The organism is Rossellomorea sp. NPDC077527, from assembly GCF_044542955.1.
GTDB lineage: Bacteria > Bacillota > Bacilli > Bacillales > Bacillaceae_B > Rossellomorea > Rossellomorea aquimaris_E.
In genome coordinates this window covers 32255-50782 of record NZ_JBITVL010000001.1, presented here as the reverse complement: position 1 = coordinate 50782, position 18528 = coordinate 32255, and the positions used below count along the sequence as shown (strand labels likewise).

Annotated in this window: 18 protein-coding genes; 3 read left to right on the top strand and 15 right to left on the bottom strand. The window is 45.5% G+C overall.

Annotated features, from left to right (window positions below; genetic code table 11):
• Positions 1-38: 38 nt before the first annotated feature.
• The 4 genes from ACIGG7_RS00235 to ACIGG7_RS00220 form a co-directional block, all read right to left on the bottom strand.
• On the bottom strand, positions 39-419 hold the full coding sequence (locus ACIGG7_RS00235; protein ID WP_034760875.1) for a helix-turn-helix domain-containing protein: 381 nt from the start codon (positions 417-419) through the stop codon (positions 39-41).
• 184 nt (positions 420-603) lie between these two features.
• Complete coding sequence (locus tag ACIGG7_RS00230; protein ID WP_397548337.1) at positions 604-1170, bottom strand: thioredoxin family protein; 567 nt, start codon at positions 1168-1170, stop codon at positions 604-606.
• Positions 1171-1575: 405 nt separating this feature from the next.
• Positions 1576-1740, bottom strand: coding sequence for a hypothetical protein (locus ACIGG7_RS00225; RefSeq protein ID WP_224941860.1), 165 nt, complete (start codon positions 1738-1740; stop codon positions 1576-1578).
• Positions 1706-2134 (bottom strand): DUF4257 domain-containing protein, encoded by a 429-nt coding sequence (locus tag ACIGG7_RS00220; protein WP_224941859.1) that lies wholly within the window; start codon positions 2132-2134, stop codon positions 1706-1708. Before ACIGG7_RS00220 ends, ACIGG7_RS00225 begins: the two co-directional genes overlap by 35 nt.
• Before the next feature lie 101 nt (positions 2135-2235).
• Here ACIGG7_RS00220 and ACIGG7_RS00215 point away from each other — a divergent pair, with 101 nt between their 5' ends.
• Positions 2236-2391 carry a hypothetical protein gene (locus ACIGG7_RS00215; RefSeq protein ID WP_179884840.1) on the top strand — a complete coding sequence of 52 codons (156 nt, stop codon included), beginning with the start codon at positions 2236-2238 and terminating at the stop codon, positions 2389-2391.
• 86 nt (positions 2392-2477) lie between these two features.
• On the opposite strand, the gene ACIGG7_RS00210 is transcribed toward ACIGG7_RS00215, so the two are convergent.
• The 4 genes from ACIGG7_RS00210 to gatC all read right to left on the bottom strand — a co-directional run bounded on the left by ACIGG7_RS00210 (position 2478) and on the right by gatC (position 7621).
• Positions 2478-4097 (bottom strand): M4 family metallopeptidase, encoded by a 1620-nt coding sequence (locus ACIGG7_RS00210; protein ID WP_397549067.1) that lies wholly within the window; start codon positions 4095-4097, stop codon positions 2478-2480.
• 317 nt (positions 4098-4414) lie between these two features.
• Positions 4415-5845 carry an Asp-tRNA(Asn)/Glu-tRNA(Gln) amidotransferase subunit GatB gene (gene gatB, locus ACIGG7_RS00205; RefSeq protein ID WP_397548336.1) on the bottom strand — a complete coding sequence of 477 codons (1431 nt, stop codon included), beginning with the start codon at positions 5843-5845 and terminating at the stop codon, positions 4415-4417.
• Positions 5846-5857: 12 nt separating this feature from the next.
• Positions 5858-7318: an Asp-tRNA(Asn)/Glu-tRNA(Gln) amidotransferase subunit GatA gene (gene gatA, locus ACIGG7_RS00200; protein WP_397548335.1), complete on the bottom strand. Its 1461-nt coding sequence runs from the start codon at positions 7316-7318 to the stop codon at positions 5858-5860.
• A 12-nt stretch (positions 7319-7330) separates the two neighbouring features.
• Entirely contained in the window at positions 7331-7621 is a 291-nt protein-coding gene (gatC, locus tag ACIGG7_RS00195; protein WP_397548334.1) for an Asp-tRNA(Asn)/Glu-tRNA(Gln) amidotransferase subunit GatC, read from the bottom strand.
• Between the two features lie 531 nt (positions 7622-8152).
• Between gatC and ACIGG7_RS00190 the strand changes: the two genes are divergently transcribed.
• Positions 8153-8512, top strand: a complete 360-nt coding sequence (locus tag ACIGG7_RS00190; protein ID WP_397548333.1) for a cupin domain-containing protein — start codon at positions 8153-8155, stop codon at positions 8510-8512.
• Positions 8513-8543: 31 nt separating this feature from the next.
• Positions 8544-9608, top strand: a complete 1065-nt coding sequence (locus tag ACIGG7_RS00185) for an AbrB family transcriptional regulator (RefSeq protein WP_397548332.1) — start codon at positions 8544-8546, stop codon at positions 9606-9608.
• On the opposite strand, the gene ACIGG7_RS00180 is transcribed toward ACIGG7_RS00185, so the two are convergent.
• The 7 genes from ACIGG7_RS00180 to argJ form a co-directional block, all read right to left on the bottom strand.
• Positions 9605-10054 (bottom strand): YueI family protein, encoded by a 450-nt coding sequence (locus ACIGG7_RS00180; protein WP_397548331.1) that lies wholly within the window; start codon positions 10052-10054, stop codon positions 9605-9607. The two genes, ACIGG7_RS00185 and ACIGG7_RS00180, sit on opposite strands and share 4 nt — an antisense overlap.
• 150 nt (positions 10055-10204) lie before the next feature.
• Positions 10205-11155, bottom strand: coding sequence for an ornithine carbamoyltransferase (argF, locus tag ACIGG7_RS00175; RefSeq protein WP_397549066.1), 951 nt, complete (start codon positions 11153-11155; stop codon positions 10205-10207).
• Between the two features lie 5 nt (positions 11156-11160).
• On the bottom strand, positions 11161-14232 hold the full coding sequence (locus ACIGG7_RS00170) for a carbamoyl-phosphate synthase (glutamine-hydrolyzing) large subunit (protein ID WP_397548330.1): 3072 nt from the start codon (positions 14230-14232) through the stop codon (positions 11161-11163).
• A complete protein-coding gene (locus ACIGG7_RS00165) occupies positions 14225-15289 on the bottom strand; it encodes a carbamoyl phosphate synthase small subunit (RefSeq protein ID WP_397548329.1) in 1065 nt (354 codons plus the stop codon). The genes ACIGG7_RS00170 and ACIGG7_RS00165 overlap by 8 nt, the downstream gene beginning before the upstream one ends.
• A 70-nt stretch (positions 15290-15359) precedes the next feature.
• Complete coding sequence (locus ACIGG7_RS00160) at positions 15360-16520, bottom strand: acetylornithine transaminase (protein ID WP_397548328.1); 1161 nt, start codon at positions 16518-16520, stop codon at positions 15360-15362.
• The gene (gene argB, locus ACIGG7_RS00155; RefSeq protein ID WP_397548327.1) at positions 16517-17326 is read right to left on the bottom strand and encodes an acetylglutamate kinase; all 810 of its coding nucleotides are present in this window, start codon (positions 17324-17326) and stop codon (positions 16517-16519) included. The genes ACIGG7_RS00160 and argB overlap by 4 nt, the downstream gene beginning before the upstream one ends.
• On the bottom strand, positions 17289-18518 hold the full coding sequence (gene argJ, locus ACIGG7_RS00150) for a bifunctional ornithine acetyltransferase/N-acetylglutamate synthase (RefSeq protein ID WP_397548326.1): 1230 nt from the start codon (positions 18516-18518) through the stop codon (positions 17289-17291). Before argJ ends, argB begins: the two co-directional genes overlap by 38 nt.
• Positions 18519-18528: the final 10 nt, after the last annotated feature.

Below are 18528 nucleotides of genomic sequence, written 5' to 3'. Positions count from 1 at the left end.
CATGTGGCATGACCGTTTGGTGTGTGATGGATGTTCTTTTAGTTGTTTGCTCCAGCTGCGATCCGCTTTACGTTTTGTTCGGCGGTTTTGGTCAGGTCTGGAGTGAATCCGTTCTTCATCCGTTGATTTTCTTCATTGAAGTAGTCCTGTACTTCCTGGTCGAATTCTATTTCAATAAGATCACGGATGTCTGTGATTCTAAGGGCGATCATGATGGATACAAGATGAGCCACCGTCAAGGATTTCTTCTTGAAATTCACTAGCTCATTGATCGTCGCCACTCTTAAACCTGTTAAGCGATGAAGATCGCCTTGAGTCAATCCTCTTTCGCGCAGGATTTCTCCCAATTTAATGTGAATTTTATGGGGAAATTTATTCAGCGCTTCTATTACAATGGTATTTGTCTTTTGGTGAATCATGATGCTTCAACTCCTCATCCTATACCATATTAACGTGAATAAGGTTATTCGTGAACCGGCAATAAATACCATCGTATCGGGCACTTTTTACCATTTCATTTTGAGCATGGATGAGGCACCGTGAATGACATGGAAGAAGACCCCCGAGTTCAGCGTCCGGAAGTCTTCCATTCCAACTATCATCTTACATCAATACGCTTTGAACGAGGCTCGTTTTCAAGCTTTCGTACACTTCCTGCCATACCTGTTCATCCTTGTTATATTGTGAGGTCAAGCGTTGGATCATTTCTTTCTGTTTTTCAGGGAAGAGTTCGTGATCTTTCGGCGGAAGCTTTGCCCGCTCATCATCGACGATTTTTTTGACCATTGGCGCTCTCGGGCCCCATACCAGCTTTTCATTTCCGTCCCGATCGATGAAAATGAAGATCGGGATCGCTCTTGACGTTCCATTGGTCAAATATTGATCCATCAATTCAAGGTTTTCATCCCTCAGGACCATCCGTACTTCAATATTGGCCTCCTCTGCCACTTTAAGAAGGATCGGGATATTCAACATGGCGTCTCCACACCAATCCTCCGTGATCGCAATCACACGTAACGAATGGCCTCCAAGTTGCTTGAGCACTTCTATATCATCTTCTGGAACGCTAAAGCCCGTCCGAATGGTTACTGTATTCTCTTTATGAACAGTCATGCCTTCTATATAATCTTCAGATGTCATTCCTTTATCAAACCATTGATTTAAGTTCATTTTCTTCCTCCTCCAGCGTTCCACCACCGTGAATCGCTGCACACTATTCTCGGAAATTCTCTCTCTAGCATATTCATAATTCTTTTATTCTACAAGTGAAATCTCCTACTAAAATTTCAATTGTACGATTATGCCTGTAGGAATATAATATAAGAAAAGCAACTCCGTGAACAGGTTCCAATGAACTGCTCCCCCGCGATGCTCTTCCATAAAAAAAGGAATAGCCAAGAAGCTACTCCTCAACCATTTTCCAGAGGGGGATGGAAATTGGTAAGTATGGAAAAGAGATGTATCTTTCATACATCTTTTTTTGACAGAAAAAAAGCTGACTCAATTGTCAGTTTCATCCTCGCTTTTTATGGTTACATTAAATGGATATAGGACGATTCTTTCCATTGAACCATCTTAGACATCCTGTGATTTCTCAATTATTTTTGCCACTTTATTGTAGTAGTAGTTCAGCTCGACTAGGCTATCTGCCTCCTTCAATCTCTTTAGATAGTGGTTCGCCTTTTCATATTCTTCTGGTGGCAGTTCAACCTTGATTCTTTTTTTCTTCCACTTCGCCAACAGGTTTCACCTCATTATGGTTTGTAGATCCTCCCTTAGAGGTCGGTTCGAGCTGATAATGAGATAGCTCTTGAATATAGGATGCTTTGGTGCTTGCTAAATTCTGTTCGATTTTCCGTGTAATGACGGAACTTCCCCCGATACCTGATAATAAACTAATGTAGATCACATACCAAATGGGGACTGTTTCGACTACCGGTAACACAGACAGATATCCTGCTAGAACGCCTATGATAATATCCTTTGTTGAGCCAAAAAGATAATGTTTCTCACCTCGGTCATCGATAAATTTTCTTGGAAAAGTGAAATGACCATTTTTGAAAACCAGAATATGTCCTAAGCCTCCAATACCACCCATTAACATTGGCAACAAGATCACTTCAAATAAGGACATTCTATCCACCCTCTGGAATCATTTACTAATATTATATATTATTTACAGAAAATTCAGAATAGATAATTGGACGCAATTTTGTCCACTAAAGGAGCGCCATTATGAGAAAAATTGTGATGAAAGTCTCGTCAGTCGACAAACTTCGATTCCAAAACTACATGATGCAGTTAAAAAGAGCGGAATCGAAAGTGGAAGCGGATACGTACTACCGCCTTGCCAAACAGATTCTGGAAAAGGCAAAAAGAAAGCAAATGTAAGCATGCACCTTCATTGAATCGTATTCGAACAATTCATTACCATAAAAAAAGAAGAGCCATTACAGCCCTTCTTCTCAATCCATTATTTAGTTAACGCCAACAGCATTATACGCCGCTTTTACACTTGCCACCTCAGCACTTCCTGCACCATATAAATCTGTAGCCGCTTGGACTGCTGCTGAACGAAGCTGGCTGTAGTTAGAAGATGGTGTTAAGTATTGAGTAAGGGCACGGTAATAAATCTTTCCGGTCTTAGCGTTTCCGATTCCCGATACACTCACCCCATAGTGTGTACCACCTTGACTTAACAGGTACGCGGCCTTGTTTCCGATACCACTATTGATATGAACCCCGCCGTTATCTTGAGTTCCTGTGTATCTTACAGAATAGTGATCCGGATCACCGTATTTTGTCGGGTCAGACATGGAACGAAGGGCATCCCCGCTCTTATTAGGTGTATAGATGTCTTCCCCGATCTCCCAGTCCGGATTAATATTGGCATCAAACTCTACTAATGTTCCAAAGATATCGGACATGGATTCGTTGATCGCACCTGATTCATTTTGATAGATCAGGTCGGCTGTCGTGTCTGTAACAGCATGAGTCAGTTCATGTGCCACAACGTCCACTCCACCTGAAAGGGAAATGAATGTCGAACCGTCTCCATCACCGTATACCATCTGCTGGCCGTTCCAGAATGCATTATTATAGTTTCTGCCATAGTGGACAGTCGAATTAAGTGCGCCGCCATTTCCATCATAACTGTTGCGATTATGTGTATTCTTATAGTAATCATACGTTTTCCCTGCGTAGTAATGAGCATCTACAGCAGCCGCGTCATAGCTTGCATTAAAGACATTGTCACTATCTGCCCACAGCGAACCTGGCAAGCGGGTACGATTCTTTCCATCATACGTGAACACTCCTGAACCCCTCGTCAGATCCTGAAGATAATAGGTTGAAGAAGCAAGGTACGTATTCAACGATTTTGTATCTCCAAGTACGCCCTTACCTGAACCTACAGTATTTGTTCCTCCTGTAACAGCGCCTCCACCGCCAGGTTTTCCACCTGCTTCATGGATTTCATTTACTTTGCCCAAGATATCCCCTGTGACAGCATCCACGAAATAGTTCCAGTTCCCTGGTTCTGGTGCTAGGAAATTATAGTTTACTAGATATGCATAATGGGCTTCCCCATCTTTTACATAGATCACTGAATCAGACTTAGGTGCATATTCATAATCAGGCTGACTTCCGACTGCTTTCACCAAATCTTTTTCACCCATTGATACAGCTTCTTTTTTGGATACTTTTTTGGCTTTCTTCAAGTCCTGTTTGGCATCCAGGTTCGCAATCGGAGCTCCGGATAATGCTGTCAAAACCCCATCCTTGTTCACATGGGCAGTTAATTCGGCACCATAAACTGGCGTCCCTTTGTACACTTGCTGGATGCGAAGGTATGTAAATCCTAAGTCATCTTTCTGTTTGTCTTTTACTTTGAAGGATAATTTTGCATCACCTTTAAATTTGAAGGTCTTTTGCTTCTCCGTTAAATAATCGAAAACAATTGTTTCCGGAGCCTTTGATGACGCTTTTGTTAATTGACCAGAAATAAATTGAGGAGTCCCCATTTGTGAATTAAAATTCACTTTCTCACTCACATTCGAAGCTCCAAATGCTTCTGGAGCCAATACCGGACTCATCATCAAACCTGCTGTTAATCCCAATGCAACGACTTGTTTCTTCAATTACAACACCTCTTTATAAGAATTTTCTAACTATTTAAAACATTAAATATACTATAATACAAGCCTCTTTCATGACGAACGAGCCTAAAGACCTAGATTTCTCGTTTTTCAACCTCGGGTTAAATGACCTATACAAAATGGACAAAAATCACTCAAATCAGGAAAACTTGAACGAAAAAGAGGGACGGACCTTGAATAAAATTCAAGGTCCGTCCCTCAAACGAAAAAAGCCCTGTGAAAACAGGGAATTTTCACAGGGCTTCCTTATGAAATGATTATCGTTTTTGAATTTCTTGAAGTAATAATTTGTTTACAAGCGGCGGGTTAGCCTGTCCTTTTGTCGCTTTCATGATTTGACCGACAAGGAAGCCGATGGCACGGTCTTTCCCGTTCTTGAAGTCTTCAATAGATTGTGGATTCGCATCCAGCGTTTCCGTCACAATCTTGAGTAAAGCACCTTCGTCCGAAATTTGAACAAGGCCTTTATCTTTCACGATTTGTTCAGGATCTCCACCGTTTTCTACTAGTTCTTTGAACACTTTCTTCGCAATCTTGGAAGAAATCGTCCCTTTTTCAATCAATTCGATCATGCCAGCTAAACCTTTAGGCGTAAGCTTTACATCGTCCAGCTCTTTTTGCTGAGCATTTAGGTATGCAGACACTTCACCCATCAGCCAGTTGGACGCAAGCTTCGCATCAGCACCCGCTTCCACGGTTTCTTGGAAGAAATCAGACATTTCTTTCGTCAATGTCAAAACCATAGCATCGTATGCAGGCAGTCCCATCTCTTCTACGTAGCGCTTTTTACGCTCATCCGGAAGCTCAGGGATCTCAGCACGGATGCGATCCATCCATTCTTGATCAATATGAAGATGCAATAGGTCTGGTTCAGGGAAATAACGGTAGTCATCCGATCCTTCTTTCACACGCATTAGGATCGTTTTACCCGTTGATTCATCGAAACGAAGCGTTTCCTGTTGAATCAATCCTCCAGATAAAAGTACCTTCTCCTGACGTACGATTTCATACTCCAATCCTTTTTTCACAAAGTTAAAGGAGTTCAGGTTTTTAAGCTCGGCTTTCGTTCCGAATTTCTCCTGACCGATTGGACGAAGAGAAATATTGGCGTCACAGCGAAGCGATCCTTCTTCCATCTTACAGTCAGAAACACCTGTGTATTGGATAATGGATTTCAATTTCTCAAGATACGCATATGCCTCTTCCGGTGTACGGATGTCCGGCTCGGATACGATCTCGATCAAAGGCGTTCCCTGGCGGTTATAGTCGACAAGGGAATAGCCGTCACCTGAGTGAGTCAGTTTCCCAGCATCTTCTTCAAGGTGAAGACGAGTGATACCGATCCGTTTCTTCTCACCATTCACTTCGATTTCAATCCAGCCATTTTCACCGATTGGCTTATCAAATTGAGAGATTTGGTACGCTTTCGGGTTATCCGGATAGAAATAGTTTTTACGGTCAAACTTCGTATCCGTAGCAATTTCACAATTCAATGCGATGGCCGCCTTCATTCCGAACTCAATGGCACGCTTGTTTACTACCGGTAGAACACCAGGATATCCAAGGTCGATCACGTTTGTATTTGTGTTCGGCTCCGCTCCGAAATGGTTCGGTGCCGGAGAGAACATCTTACTGTCCGTTTTTAATTCTACGTGGACTTCTAGTCCGATTACTGGTTCAAAGTTCATTGATTTCACCCCTTACAGTTGTGGTCTTTTTGTATGGAAATCTGTCGCCTGCTCAAATGCGTGAGCGACGCGATAAATCGTGCTTTCGTCAAAATGCTTACCGATGATTTGAAGTCCAAGCGGCAGTCCTGTTGAAGAGAATCCACATGGAACAGAAATTCCCGGTACCCCTGCAAGGTTCACTGGGATCGTTAAAATATCGTTCGCATACATCGTTAATGGATCATCGATTTTTTCACCGATTTTGAAAGCTGGTGTCGGTGTTGTCGGTCCAATGATAACATCGTATTTCGCAAATACATCTTCAAAGTCTTTCTTAATCAGTGTACGCGCCTGTTGAGCTTTCTTATAATAAGCTTCATAGTAACCTGAGCTTAAAGCAAACGTTCCAAGCATGATACGACGCTTCACTTCGTCCCCGAAGCCTTCTGCACGTGTCTTCTTGTAAAGGTCAAGAAGATTCTCTGCGTTCGGAGTACGGTAGCCGTAACGAACACCGTCAAAACGGGCAAGGTTTGCTGATGCTTCAGAAGAAGCTAATAAGTAGTACGTTGACACACCATATTTAGAGTGCGGAAGAGAAACTTCTTCCCATGTTGCACCCATGCCTTCCAATACTTTCAGTGAAGCAAGAACGGCTTGACGGGCTTCTTCCCCGACACCTTCACCTAAGTATTCTTTCGGTACTGCGATCTTCATTCCTTTGACGTCACCTGTTAGAGCCTCCGCATAATTCGGAACCTCTACATTGGCTGACGTGGAATCATTTGGATCAAGACCAGCGATGGCTTGTAGTAAGTACGCGTTATCCTCAACGTTACGAGTGATTGGTCCGATTTGGTCAAGAGATGAAGCAAATGCTACTAGACCAAAACGGGATACACGTCCATAAGTCGGTTTTAATCCGACCGTACCCGTGAATGCTGCCGGCTGGCGGATCGATCCACCTGTATCAGAACCTAATGAGAAAGGAACTTCCCCTGCAGCAACGGATGCTGCTGATCCACCTGAAGATCCACCGGGAACCGTTTCAAGATTCCATGGGTTGCTCGTCTTCTGGAAACCGGAGTTCTCAGTGGAGGAACCCATTGCAAACTCATCCATATTCAATTTACCGATTGTAATCGTATCGGCACTATGTAATTTATTCATGACCGTCGCATCATAAATCGGATTGAAGTTTTCAAGAATTTTACTTGCACAAGTGGTACGAAGACCTTTTGTGACGATATTGTCCTTGATCCCGATCGGCATTCCAAAAAGAAGGCCCTTCGATTCATCCGTACCAAGCTTGGAATCCATTTCCTTCGCTTTATTACGGGCATTCTCTTCATCCAATGTTAAAAATGCCTTTACTTTATCTTCAACGGCATCAATGCGTTTGTATGACTCGTCTACTAGATCTGTGACAGATACTTCTTTCTTATGTAAAAGCTCATGAAGTTCTGATAATTTATGGTCAAATAATGACATGAGGTCCCCTCCTTAGTCCAAGATCGATGGAACGCGAACTTGTCCATCTTGTTTGTCTGGTGCGTTCTTCAATACTTCTTCACGCGGTAATCCATCAACAGGCTTATCTTCACGCATAACGTTCTTCATATCCAGTACGTGACTGGTCGCTTCCACACTTGATGTATCTAATTCATTCAGCTGTTCGGCAAACCCGATAATCGCATCCAGCTGAGTCGTAAACTTCTTCGCTTCGTCCTCTGTGATGGCTAGTCGTGCAAGGTGTGCTACGTGCTTCACTTGCTCTTCAGAAATTCTAGACATCTTCTTCACCTCCGTATATGTTCGAACACTCACAATACTATTGATAATACCAAAATTCGCTTCATTAAAGCAACTATGATACGTGATTACCATACTTGTCCATACCTCGTTTCATTCTACCATGAAATTAGGGGTGGGTGTGATTTTGTGAGGGAAGCATTCTTGTAAAAATGTTGAGTCGAAAGGATAGATTGTCTGTTTTAGTTGGGAAGTGGTCATGGATGGTATATCTAGGACGATTGGGCGGCAGGTTCGTTCATTTTTTTAGACGTTTCAGTTTGGGGATCACGCGGACAAGACGGTCAATATGGGGCAAAGCGCGTAGTGATTGCGTCATTTCAGGCTTTGATTGCGTCATTTTACGAGGGGATTGCGTCGTTTTTTAATTTATTGCGTCGTTTTCGTCCTTCATTGCGTCTTTATTTTTATCATTGCGTTATTTTACATATATTGTATACTACACAATCTCTCCTCCCAAATTAAAGGATTCCTCCACTTCAAAGCAGAACCTATACCTATAGAGGTGATCCTATGAGAATATACAGTTTCAAACAAACTACCGGAAAATCCATAGAAAAATTCAATAGTCAAAACGTGACCATTCATCCTTTGCTGAAGCCGGATGAGTCATTTCAGATTGGGTACTTTTATTTAGAAGCAGAAAGTGTGCTCGGAATGCATCCCGCCATGTGCGATCAGCTTCTTATGATCACATCGGGAAGTGGCTGGGTGAGGATCGAAGGAGAAGAGAAAATCATGGTCGAACCGGGAATGGCCGTCTACTGGCAGGCAGGAGAAATGCATGAATCCGGTTCCGATAAAGGCATGACTGCCATTGTTGCAGAAGGAAGCCGGCTCGATCCCGACCGCTTTCTCCATCTGAACACTTGATTGCCTTCTATAACAAGAAAGGATTTTCAGCATGCATCCCATTTTATTAGCCTTTATAGCAGGTGTCCTAGGTGGAGGCGTGTTCACGCTCCTTCACCTTCCCCTGTCCTGGCTGCTCGGTTCCATGGTTTCAGTCTTTCTCCTCAACAAATGGACAAAGCTCGAATTCGCCTGGCCGTCTTATCTCCGAGACCTTGGATTGATCATCGTCGGCTATGCCATCGGGCAATCATTCAGTCAAAAGACGATGATCGAAATCTTTACCCAGCTTCCGTCCATGCTGACGACGACGGTTACCCTTATCGTCTTCAGCATGTTTCTCGCTTACATTACGTCTACTATGACAGGGATCGGCCTAACCTCAACCATTACAGGGAGCATTCCCGGTGGACTTTCACAAATGGTGACTCTCGGGGAGGAAATGAAGAACATCGATTTAACAGTCGTGACGATCCTTCAGGTCATCCGGCTGCTTTCTGTCATCTTTGTGGTACCGTTCCTCGTCTTCAGCCCCCTACTGGCTGGTGATAAAACGGATTCCGGGACTGCCGCACATTCGTTTGAAATGCCTGACCTTCAATGGGGGTTTGTCCTGTTTTTTGCGATCGCTGTCGCATCAGGGGTCCTGGCCAAAAAAATCCACTTGCCCACCCCGACGTTGCTTGGCCCGATCTTAGTGATCGGCGGCTTCATGATCGCTGAATCGCCGGTTCCACAAATGCCCGGTCTGTTCATCATCCTGGCTCAATTATCTTTGGGCATTTACTTTAGTTTCATGATGAATTTCTCGTCATCGGGAGCAATGGGCAAGTTTATCCTATGGTCATTATTTACTTCCCTTTGCCTGCTTTTGTGCTGTGCAGGTCTCAGCGTACTGTTGAGTCGCTGGCATGGCATTTCATTCCTCACTGCCTTTATCAGCCTGGCTCCGGGAGGCATGGCCGAGATGGCATTGGTGGGACAAGCAGTCCATGCAGACCTTTCCATCATCACCGGGTACCATTTGTTCCGGATCCTCTTCATTCTTTTCATCATCCCAGCGACGTTGAAAGGGTTGTTCAAACTCTCTTTTTTCCAAAAGGACAGGCACGGTTAGAAGAGCTTCTTTTTAATAGAGGAAAATAGGCTTTTCTTTTTTTTCGATTTTGATTTTGCTTCGACCACTTTCTCACTTTTTTTCTGCACATAAATCTCTTCTTGATCAATGGCATGATCATAAGCAAGAACGAGCCCGATATCCGTTTCGGTCCCCTTATTGGTGACCATGGAAAACGATACATGGTGCGCATCGGCAAGCTTGATGTATTTAGATAAATAGGTGTAGCTCATGTTTCCATTTAATAAAAGCGTCGCATCCGGATGCTTTTTTAAATTATCCTGGACTTCCTTGTACACGCCCTTTTCCCTTACCTGACTTTGGGTCAAGGCGATGACGATCCGTTCTCGCAGGCTTCCGAGGAATTTCCTTCTTTCATCAGGCTTTGTTTGCTTTTGCCCATACATTCCGTTTTCCAGGTAATCATCTAAAGTTGGTTTACTCAAAAAACACTGCACCTCCAAAACGTCTTATTACAGTTTCCCCTACACTATATGTTTGCATGTGTCCATTTGGTTCTGTCCCATTTTCGCTTATGGGGGTACTTTGAGGCAACTAAAAGGTCCGCCCATAAATATGAGCGGACCTTTTGTCCTTTAAACCAACACCGATTGCAATATCGCTTTTTGAACGTGTAAACGATTTTCGGCCTGTTGGAATACGGCTGAATGGGGACCGTCGATAACGGCTGCCGTGACTTCTTCTTCACGATGGGCGGGAAGGCAGTGAAGGAACGTCACATCAGGTGCCGCTTGGGCAAGCAACCCTTCATTGACTTGATATCCTTTAAAGTCTTCAATACGTTGAATGGCTTCTTCTTCCTGCCCCATACTGGCCCAAACATCGGTGTAGACGACGTCAGCGCCTTTTACTGCTTCATTCGGGTCATGCGTCAGTTCAAAGCTCCCGCCGCTCTTCTTGGCTAGATTCATCGTACTTTCAATGATTTCTTTACCTGGCTCATACCCTTCAGGACAGGAAACGACGACCTCCATCCCAAGCATGGCACAGAGAATCATGAAGGAGTGCGCTACATTGTTTCCGTCCCCGATGTACACTGCCTTCACCCCTTTTAACGTCCCTTTATGTTCAAGGATCGTGAGGACATCCGCCAATGCCTGGCAGGGGTGATACGTATCACAGAGCCCGTTGATGACAGGGATGCTCGCATATTCGGCCAGCTGCGTCACCTTCTCGGTCTCGAATGTTCGAATCATGATCCCATCCACGTATGATGACAGGACGCGCGCCGTATCCTCAATCGATTCGCCTCTTCCAAGCTGGATATCACGAGAATTCAAATAGATGGCGTGACCTCCCATTTGAAGCATCCCCGCTTCAAAGGATACCCTTGTTCTCGTGGATGATTTTTCAAAAATCATTCCGAGGGTCTTCCCTTCAAGAATCTTGGAATGAGGATTTTTTTTCAAATAGCTGGCAAGCGATAAAAGCTCGTGTACCTCTTCTACTGTATAATCGAGCCACGTGACGAGATCTCTCCCTTTCAAAGAGATCGTATATGGTGATGTGGCGATGTTCGAATTCATCATATTCAAATCACTCCCTGCATGGTTTTTGAATGGACCAAAGGCTTCGGCTGAACATTGTCTGTGTTTTTACTTCGAATGAAGGCGTATAAGGTTTCAGCTTCGGTAATGACCGTGACCCCTGCCTCTAGTGCAGCGATTCTCTTCTTCTTCCATTCTTCCGATTCCTCATCACTGAAGTAGATACAGGCATGGTCGGTTTTGATCCAGTCACTGAATGTATCTTCCTTCGCAGTCTGATACTGACTTATTTCGATCAGGTCGCTGTCGATGTAAAGGGTCCCCCCGGCCTCCACTCCTTCATGTAGGTCTTCAAACACTTTATACAAAGCTTCTTCGACGGTTTCACCGAGACACAGTCCTTCTCCCGTCGACTTCATATTCGCACCGAGTGTTTGATCGATCTCCGGGAGGGCATGGGATGAAAAGACCGGATACTTCACACCGACTCCGTCCACCTCGGCAGGAGTCTCAAAGTCATGGATCGTGAGGTTTTCCCTGCATATCAGATCGGTCGCCATATCCATCAGCGAAAAGCCAAGGATCTTGCTGACGATCGGAACAGTACGGCTGGCCCTCGGATTCACTTCCAAGACAAATAGCTGTTGATCCTGTAGTAGAAATTGGATATTCATGATCCCCTTATAATGAAGCGAAGAGACAATGTTACCGGCATATTCTTCAACCCTCTGCTTGATTCCCATTGAAAGGGATTCAGAAGGAAAGATGGACATGCTGTCACCCGAGTGGACACCCGCCCGTTCAATATGCTCCATTACACCGGGAACGTACGCGTCTACACCGTCGCCAACAAGATCGACTTCCACTTCCCGTCCTTCTTTAAATTCATCTACTAAAATGGGAAAATACTCTTCGTCTGCTCCTTGAATGAAACGCTGCATCTCTTCCGGTGTCGTCACCTTAACCATGCCTTTTCCACCAATGACGTAGGAAGGACGACAAAGAAGTGGGAAGGCTAAATGACGCGCCACCTGCAGCGCTTCTTCCCTGCTGTGACAAATATCTCCCTTCACACGAGGAATTCCTCCATCGTCAAGCAATTGATAAAATCTTTCCCTGTCTTCCACCCGATCAATGGTATCTGCCGAAGTCCCAAGTAACTGGACACCCGCTTCTTCCAACTTCCCGGCAAGATTCAATGCTGTCTGCCCGCCAAATTGCACCAGTACCGAGTCCACTTTCTCGTGGTGTATAATCGAGAGGACCGACTCAACCGTAATCGGTTCGAAATATAATCGGTCTGCCGTTTCATAATCGGTACTGACGGTTTCGGGGTTATTATTCACCATGATCGTCGTGTATCCGTGTTCTTTCAAGCGTTGGATCGCCTTGACGGCACTGTAATCGAATTCGACTCCTTGACCGATCCGTATCGGCCCCGCCCCGATGATCAGGACTTTCTTCTCTCCATCGAGAGGTCCGATTTCATTGGTACCATAATAGGTCGAGTAGGCATAATTCGTGATGGCTTCAAACTCGCCGGCGCATGTATCCACCATTTTAAATACAGGTACAATTTCCTCTTCCACCCTCATCGTTATGATATCCGCTTCTGATTTCTCACTAAATTCACCAATGGCCCGATCCTCAAATCGAAATTCTTTCGCTTCTTTCAAAAGCTCAGGAGTAAGAGGCGTGCTTTGAAGCTTCTTTTCCACGGACACGAGATGACTCATCACTGAAAGGAACAGCTCATCGATTCCTGTCTTCCCGTGAAGATCCACAATCGAATGCCCCCTTCTTAATAGCTCCATCAGCTCAAAGAAACGGGAATCCGTCGGTGTACCAATCTTTTTTTCCAAGTCTTGAGCCGATAATTCTGACAGTCCCTTGTATATGTTCTCAATAGAGATATCCAATGATTGAATGGCCTTTTGAAAGGCGGCCTCTAATGAGCGCTCGATCGCCATCACTTCCCCCGTTGCTTTCATCTTCGTCCCTAGCACCCGGTTCGCTTCCGGAAACTTATCAAACGGCCATCTCGGGAACTTCACCACCACATAGTCCAGGGCAGGCTCAAAGCTTGCATAGGTGGTCCTTGTCAACGGGTTGATGATCTCATCCAATGTGTAGCCGACAGCAATCTTCACCGCGATCTTGGCGATGGGATAGCCCGTTGCCTTTGATGCGAGGGCAGAAGACCTGCTTACACGAGGATTCACTTCAATCACATAGTACTGTTTGCTGTTAGGGTCTAAAGCAAATTGTATATTGCATCCTCCCACTACTTTAAGCGCATTGATAATATCGAAAGCCGCTGTACGTAGCATATGAAACTCTTGATCCGTCAAGGTCTGAGAGGGAGCAACGACGATGGAATCCCCCGTATGGACCCCTACCGGATCGAAGTTTTCCATATTGCAGACCGATATACAATTTCCTTTCGAATCTCTCATCACTTCATACTCAATCTCTTTGAAGCCGGCGATGCTTTTTTCCACAAGGACTTGATGGATGGGACTGGCCTTCAATCCGGATAAAACCAGCTTTTTGTATTCCTCCATCGTAGAAGCGATCCCACCGCCTCTCCCGCCTAACGTATAGGCAGGTCGGACAATAATCGGAAGGGGGATACTTTCAGAGAAAGTCACGGCTCCTTCCAGATCGTGGACAATGCTGCTTTCAGCCGTCGGATGCCCGAGCTCTTCCATTAAGGAACGGAACTTTTCTCTATCTTCCCCTTTTTGGATGGAATCTACGGAAGTCCCTAACAGCTTCACATCATACTTTCTAAGGACCCCTTTTTCATCAAGTTTGACGGCAAGATTCAAGGCGGTCTGGCCTCCCAGACTTGCGACCAACCCATGGGGGCGTTCTTTTTCAATGATGGCCGTCACCGACTTGATTGAGAGGGGCTCACAATACACTTTGTCCGCGTAAGCGGTATCCGTCATGATGGTGGCGGGATTATGGTTCACGAGGACCACCTCATAGCCCTCTTCCTTCAATGCGAGGCACCCTTGGGTACCGGAGTAATCAAATTCAGCAGCCTGCCCTATGATGATGGGCCCCGAGCCGATGATCAGGATTTTTTGAATACTGGAATCTTTAGGCATACATTTTCTCTCTCCCTGGTTGTTTAATCGATTGATAGAATTGTGTAAATATCCATGAAGCATCTTCAGGTCCTGGACGCGCTTCAGGATGGAATTGAGCGGAAAGGATAGGCTTATCCTTATGCTGAAGTCCTTCAAGTGAGCCATCATTGACATTTATAAACCGCGGTTCGAGGCCGGTACCGTTCAAGCTATCCTTCTTGACCACATAGTTATGATTCTGCGAGGTGATGAAAACCTCACCCGTTTGATGGTCCATGACGGGATGATTGGCTCCTCTGTGTCCGAATAATAATCGTTCCGTGTCCCCGCCAAACGCGAGGGCGATCAATTGGTGCCCCAAGCAGATACCCAGGGTCGGTGTCTCCATGATTTTCTCCTTCAGTTGAGGTAAGAACTTCATCATTTCCTTCGGATCCCCGGGGCCGTTGGATAACACCAGGCCATCGATGCTCAACTGGTCCAATAACTCGAGGCGGTGAAAGGGGATGACCGTCACGGAACAGTCCATTTCCAATAGACTCGTAACAATCGATTTCTTGACGCCGAAATCGATCACAGCGATCTGTTTGCTGCCGTTCCCCATCTGACGAATCTCTGAAAGCGCGACCTTCCCGATCTGACCTGTCAATTTTTCCTTCTCAGGAAGCATTTCAACGTATGAAATACAGGCGTTTTGACTTCCTCCTTCACGGATTGCTTTTACAACCTCTCTCGTATCCACCCCTGTCATGAACGGGATCTTCCATTTCTCAAGATAGTCTTTCAAGGAAGATGCGGCGTGATAATGGGAATATACATCTGGCGAGTTAAGCATGATGACCCCCTTTACCTGGGGTTCGCCGCTTTCGAAATCATCCTCATTCACTCCGTACTGACCGATGAGCGGGTAAGTGAAAACGACAATCTGGTCTTTATAAGAAGGATCCGTCAGCACTTCCTGATACCCTGTCATTCCAGTGAAAAATACAATCTCACCCTGAACGGGGTCACTTTCATCCATGATGACTTCCCCTTTAAAGGAGCTTCCGTTTTCCAAACATAAATAACCTGTCATGAGATGCCCTCCTATTTATGAATAAATAGTTATATTTAAGTATTTTTATACATTTGTAATTAAAAAAATATCAATATACTTCGGCTGATTGATGTTGATTGATCGTGCTGATCAAGATATGAAGAGCCCGATCAAGCTCCTCATCCGTCACCGTCAATGGTGGCAGGAGCCGAACCACATGAGTACCGGCAGGAAGCGCCAATAATCCATTGTCCCGAAGTTCCGTGATGATGTCTTTTACTTCCTTGTGGAATGAAATCCCGATCATAAAACCGATCCCTTTCACTTCTTTTACAATGGGATTCTCTATAAGCTGATCGTTCAGTTTGTTTATAAAGTATACGGATTTACGCTGTACATCTTGCAGGAATCCCTCATCAAAGATGGTTTCCATAGTCGCCTTCGCTGCCGCCATGGCTAATGGATTTCCTCCGAAAGTCGATCCGTGTGTCCCAGGGGAAAAGGTCGGGATGAGTGCTTCCTTCCCTAACATGGCTCCTACGGGAAATCCGCTTCCGATTCCTTTTGCAACCGTGACGATATCCGGATCCAGGGAATAGTGCTGATAAGCAAACGGTAATCCCGACCGCCCCGCCCCTGTCTGGACTTCATCAATGATAAGCAGGGCATTCATTTCCCGGCATTTGGCTTCTACCGCCTGTAAAAATGAAAGGGTTCCCGGATTGACTCCTCCTTCTCCCTGGATGACTTCCAGCATGATGGCGGCCACATCCTCACCCTTCACCTTCGAAAGAGCCGATTCATCGTTATATGGAAGATATTCAAACGTCGGCAGTAAAGGGCCGAAGCCGCTATGGATCTTTTCTTGACCGGTTGCACTCATCGTCGCAAAGGTCCGGCCGTGAAAGGACTGCTTGAAGGTAAGGATCTTCGTTTTCCCTGTATGCTTCTTCGCAAGTTTAATCGCCGCTTCATTCGCCTCCGCTCCGCTATTACAGAAGAAGACGGCATCCAGGCCGCTTGCTGAAGCGAGAAGTGTGGCAGCCTCTTCCTGCTTCGTGATCGAAAACAAGTTCGATACATGCCAAAGTTTACTCATTTGTTCTTCCACTGCTTCTTTTACAACAGATGGGGAATGCCCTAAATTACAGACGGCGATTCCCGAAATAAAATCCAAGTAAGATGTACCATTCTGGTCCTGCACCTCCGTGCCTTTGCCTGACACCAGTTCTATCTCTAACCGATTATACGTAGGAAATACATGACTCATATCGCTTGCACCTCTTTTCCACCTGTTATTTGTGTACCGATCATTTTCCCATCCTGTATGATGGAATCCTGACATCCGACAATCATCACTTCATGAATATGGTCGCTTAGAACGGATAAAGCTGCCTGAACCTTTGGAATCATCCCTCCATAGATCACACCGGATTCGATGTACTGATCGACGACCTTCTTTGTTACACGTGAAACAAGTTCTCCATCTTTCAAGATTCCTTGTACATCCGTGACAAACACCATTTTATCTACATTCAGGGCTTTGGCGACGGCCGAAGCGACCAGGTCGGCATTCACATTCACCCGTTCTCCTTCGAATGTGACAGCAAGGGGGGCGATGACCGGCAAGTAGTTTAAGGACAGTAGATGGTGCAAAAGCGTTAGGTTGACCTCTTCGATTTTGCCCACTAATCCAAGGGACTCCTCATCTACGAAACTCGCCTTTAATAATTGGGCATCATACCCGCTCAATCCGATGGCATTCACTCCCTGGAGATTCAGGAGATGGACTAATTCGCTATTCACCTTGCCCTTTAAGATCTGTTCTGCCACATCGAAAACGTCATTGGTGGTCTTTCGCTGCCCGTTCAGGAACGTCGACTGAATCCCCAGCTTTTCGAGTGTAGCCGTAATGTCAGGCCCTCCTCCGTGAACGATGATCACATGGTAGTGCTGCTGAAGATACTTCATGTTTTCATAGAAATGAACGGATAGCCGAGAAAGGATACTGCCGCCGAGCTTCACCACCATCACTTGTTTATGTTCGGTAACTTGCATTGATTTTGACGTAATCATACGTAAGATCGCACCCCCAGGCTTTTCCTATTCCTCCCCCGCTCTTCAGGAAGACGTTAATGAGCACTTGTTCAGCCTGCATATACTGACTGACTTCTTCCTCATTGAATGGTTGAGGCGTGCCATTTGAAAATACAAAAATGTCCCCGATGGAGATAGCACATTGATGAGGGTCGAGGTCCACTCCGCTGTGTCCCATGGCTCCGACGATTCTTCCCCAGTTCGGATCACCTCCGAATAGGGCTGTCTTCACCAAGTTGGAACCGACGATTTTTTTTGCAACGATATTGGCTTCTTGATGGGAGTTGGCCCCCGTGACACTCACTTCCACCAGTTTGGTTGCCCCTTCCCCGTCCCTTGCGATTTGCTTGGCCAGGTCTTCACATAATAGGATCAATCCTTCTTGAAAGTGATGCCAATCGGGATGACCTTCATGCAATGCCTCATGCTCAATCATCCCGTTTGCCATACTGATGACCATATCATTGGTGGACGTTTCCCCATCAACGGTAATTTGATTAAAGGATTGATCGATGGCGGTCTTGAGAGCGCTCTGTAAAGCGTCCGATGAAATCGTGGCATCTGTTGTAATGAAGCCGAGCATCGTCGCCATATTCGGATGGATCATACCGGATCCTTTCGCACAGCCACCGATGGTAACGGTCTTCCCGTCAATCACTACCTGGCAGCAGGACGACTTCTCGATTGTATCCGTCGTGAGGATCGCCTGTTGGAAAGACTGGGCAGCTTCTGGATTTTTCCCGACCACGATTTCGGTGCACCCCTTTTTCATCTTATCCATTGGAAGCCATTCGCCGATGACCCCTGTGGATGCGACGGCTACAAACTCTTCAGGGATCTGAAATCGACCGGCGATCCATTCCCTCGTCTGATACGCATCCTTAAGCCCTTGCTCTCCTGTGCACGCATTCGCTATCGCGCTGTTGACAACGATCGCTTGAAGTTTATGAGATTGAGAGATGCTTTCCTGTGTGACTTTGAGGGGAGCCGCTTGAAAATGACTTTGGGTATACACCGCTCCGCAATATGCCGGTTTCTCACTGTAAATGACCCCGAAATCCTTCTTTGCATAACGAAGGCCTGTGTGAAGTCCTCCCGCCTTATATCCAAGGGGCGACAGAATCGTTCCTCCCTCGATACGTTGAACCGCCTTTTCTTTTACCAGTTTCATTGATTCTCCC

What these genes read in the sequence shown, in the direction of transcription:
- gatA (WP_397548335.1), bottom strand. Translation starts at nt 7,318, where the DNA reads ATGTCATTATTTGACCATAAATTATCAGAACTTCATGAGCTTTTACAT.
- gatC (WP_397548334.1), bottom strand. Translation starts at nt 7,621, where the DNA reads ATGTCTAGAATTTCTGAAGAGCAAGTGAAGCACGTAGCACACCTTGCA.
- ACIGG7_RS00230 (WP_397548337.1), bottom strand. Translation starts at nt 1,170, where the DNA reads ATGAACTTAAATCAATGGTTTGATAAAGGAATGACATCTGAAGATTAT.
- ACIGG7_RS00190 (WP_397548333.1), top strand. Translation starts at nt 8,153, where the DNA reads ATGAGAATATACAGTTTCAAACAAACTACCGGAAAATCCATAGAAAAA.
- argJ (WP_397548326.1), bottom strand. Translation starts at nt 18,518, where the DNA reads ATGAAACTGGTAAAAGAAAAGGCGGTTCAACGTATCGAGGGAGGAACG.
- ACIGG7_RS00185 (WP_397548332.1), top strand. Translation starts at nt 8,544, where the DNA reads ATGCATCCCATTTTATTAGCCTTTATAGCAGGTGTCCTAGGTGGAGGC.
- ACIGG7_RS00160 (WP_397548328.1), bottom strand. Translation starts at nt 16,520, where the DNA reads ATGAGTCATGTATTTCCTACGTATAATCGGTTAGAGATAGAACTGGTG.
- ACIGG7_RS00165 (WP_397548329.1), bottom strand. Translation starts at nt 15,289, where the DNA reads ATGACAGGTTATTTATGTTTGGAAAACGGAAGCTCCTTTAAAGGGGAA.
- gatB (WP_397548336.1), bottom strand. Translation starts at nt 5,845, where the DNA reads ATGAACTTTGAACCAGTAATCGGACTAGAAGTCCACGTAGAATTAAAA.
- ACIGG7_RS00210 (WP_397549067.1), bottom strand. Translation starts at nt 4,097, where the DNA reads ATGATGAGTCCGGTATTGGCTCCAGAAGCATTTGGAGCTTCGAATGTG.
- ACIGG7_RS00220 (WP_224941859.1), bottom strand. Translation starts at nt 2,134, where the DNA reads ATGTCCTTATTTGAAGTGATCTTGTTGCCAATGTTAATGGGTGGTATT.
- ACIGG7_RS00215 (WP_179884840.1), top strand. Translation starts at nt 2,236, where the DNA reads ATGAGAAAAATTGTGATGAAAGTCTCGTCAGTCGACAAACTTCGATTC.
- ACIGG7_RS00235 (WP_034760875.1), bottom strand. Translation starts at nt 419, where the DNA reads ATGATTCACCAAAAGACAAATACCATTGTAATAGAAGCGCTGAATAAA.
- ACIGG7_RS00170 (WP_397548330.1), bottom strand. Translation starts at nt 14,232, where the DNA reads ATGCCTAAAGATTCCAGTATTCAAAAAATCCTGATCATCGGCTCGGGG.
- argF (WP_397549066.1), bottom strand. Translation starts at nt 11,155, where the DNA reads ATGAATTCGAACATCGCCACATCACCATATACGATCTCTTTGAAAGGG.
- argB (WP_397548327.1), bottom strand. Translation starts at nt 17,326, where the DNA reads ATGATTACGTCAAAATCAATGCAAGTTACCGAACATAAACAAGTGATG.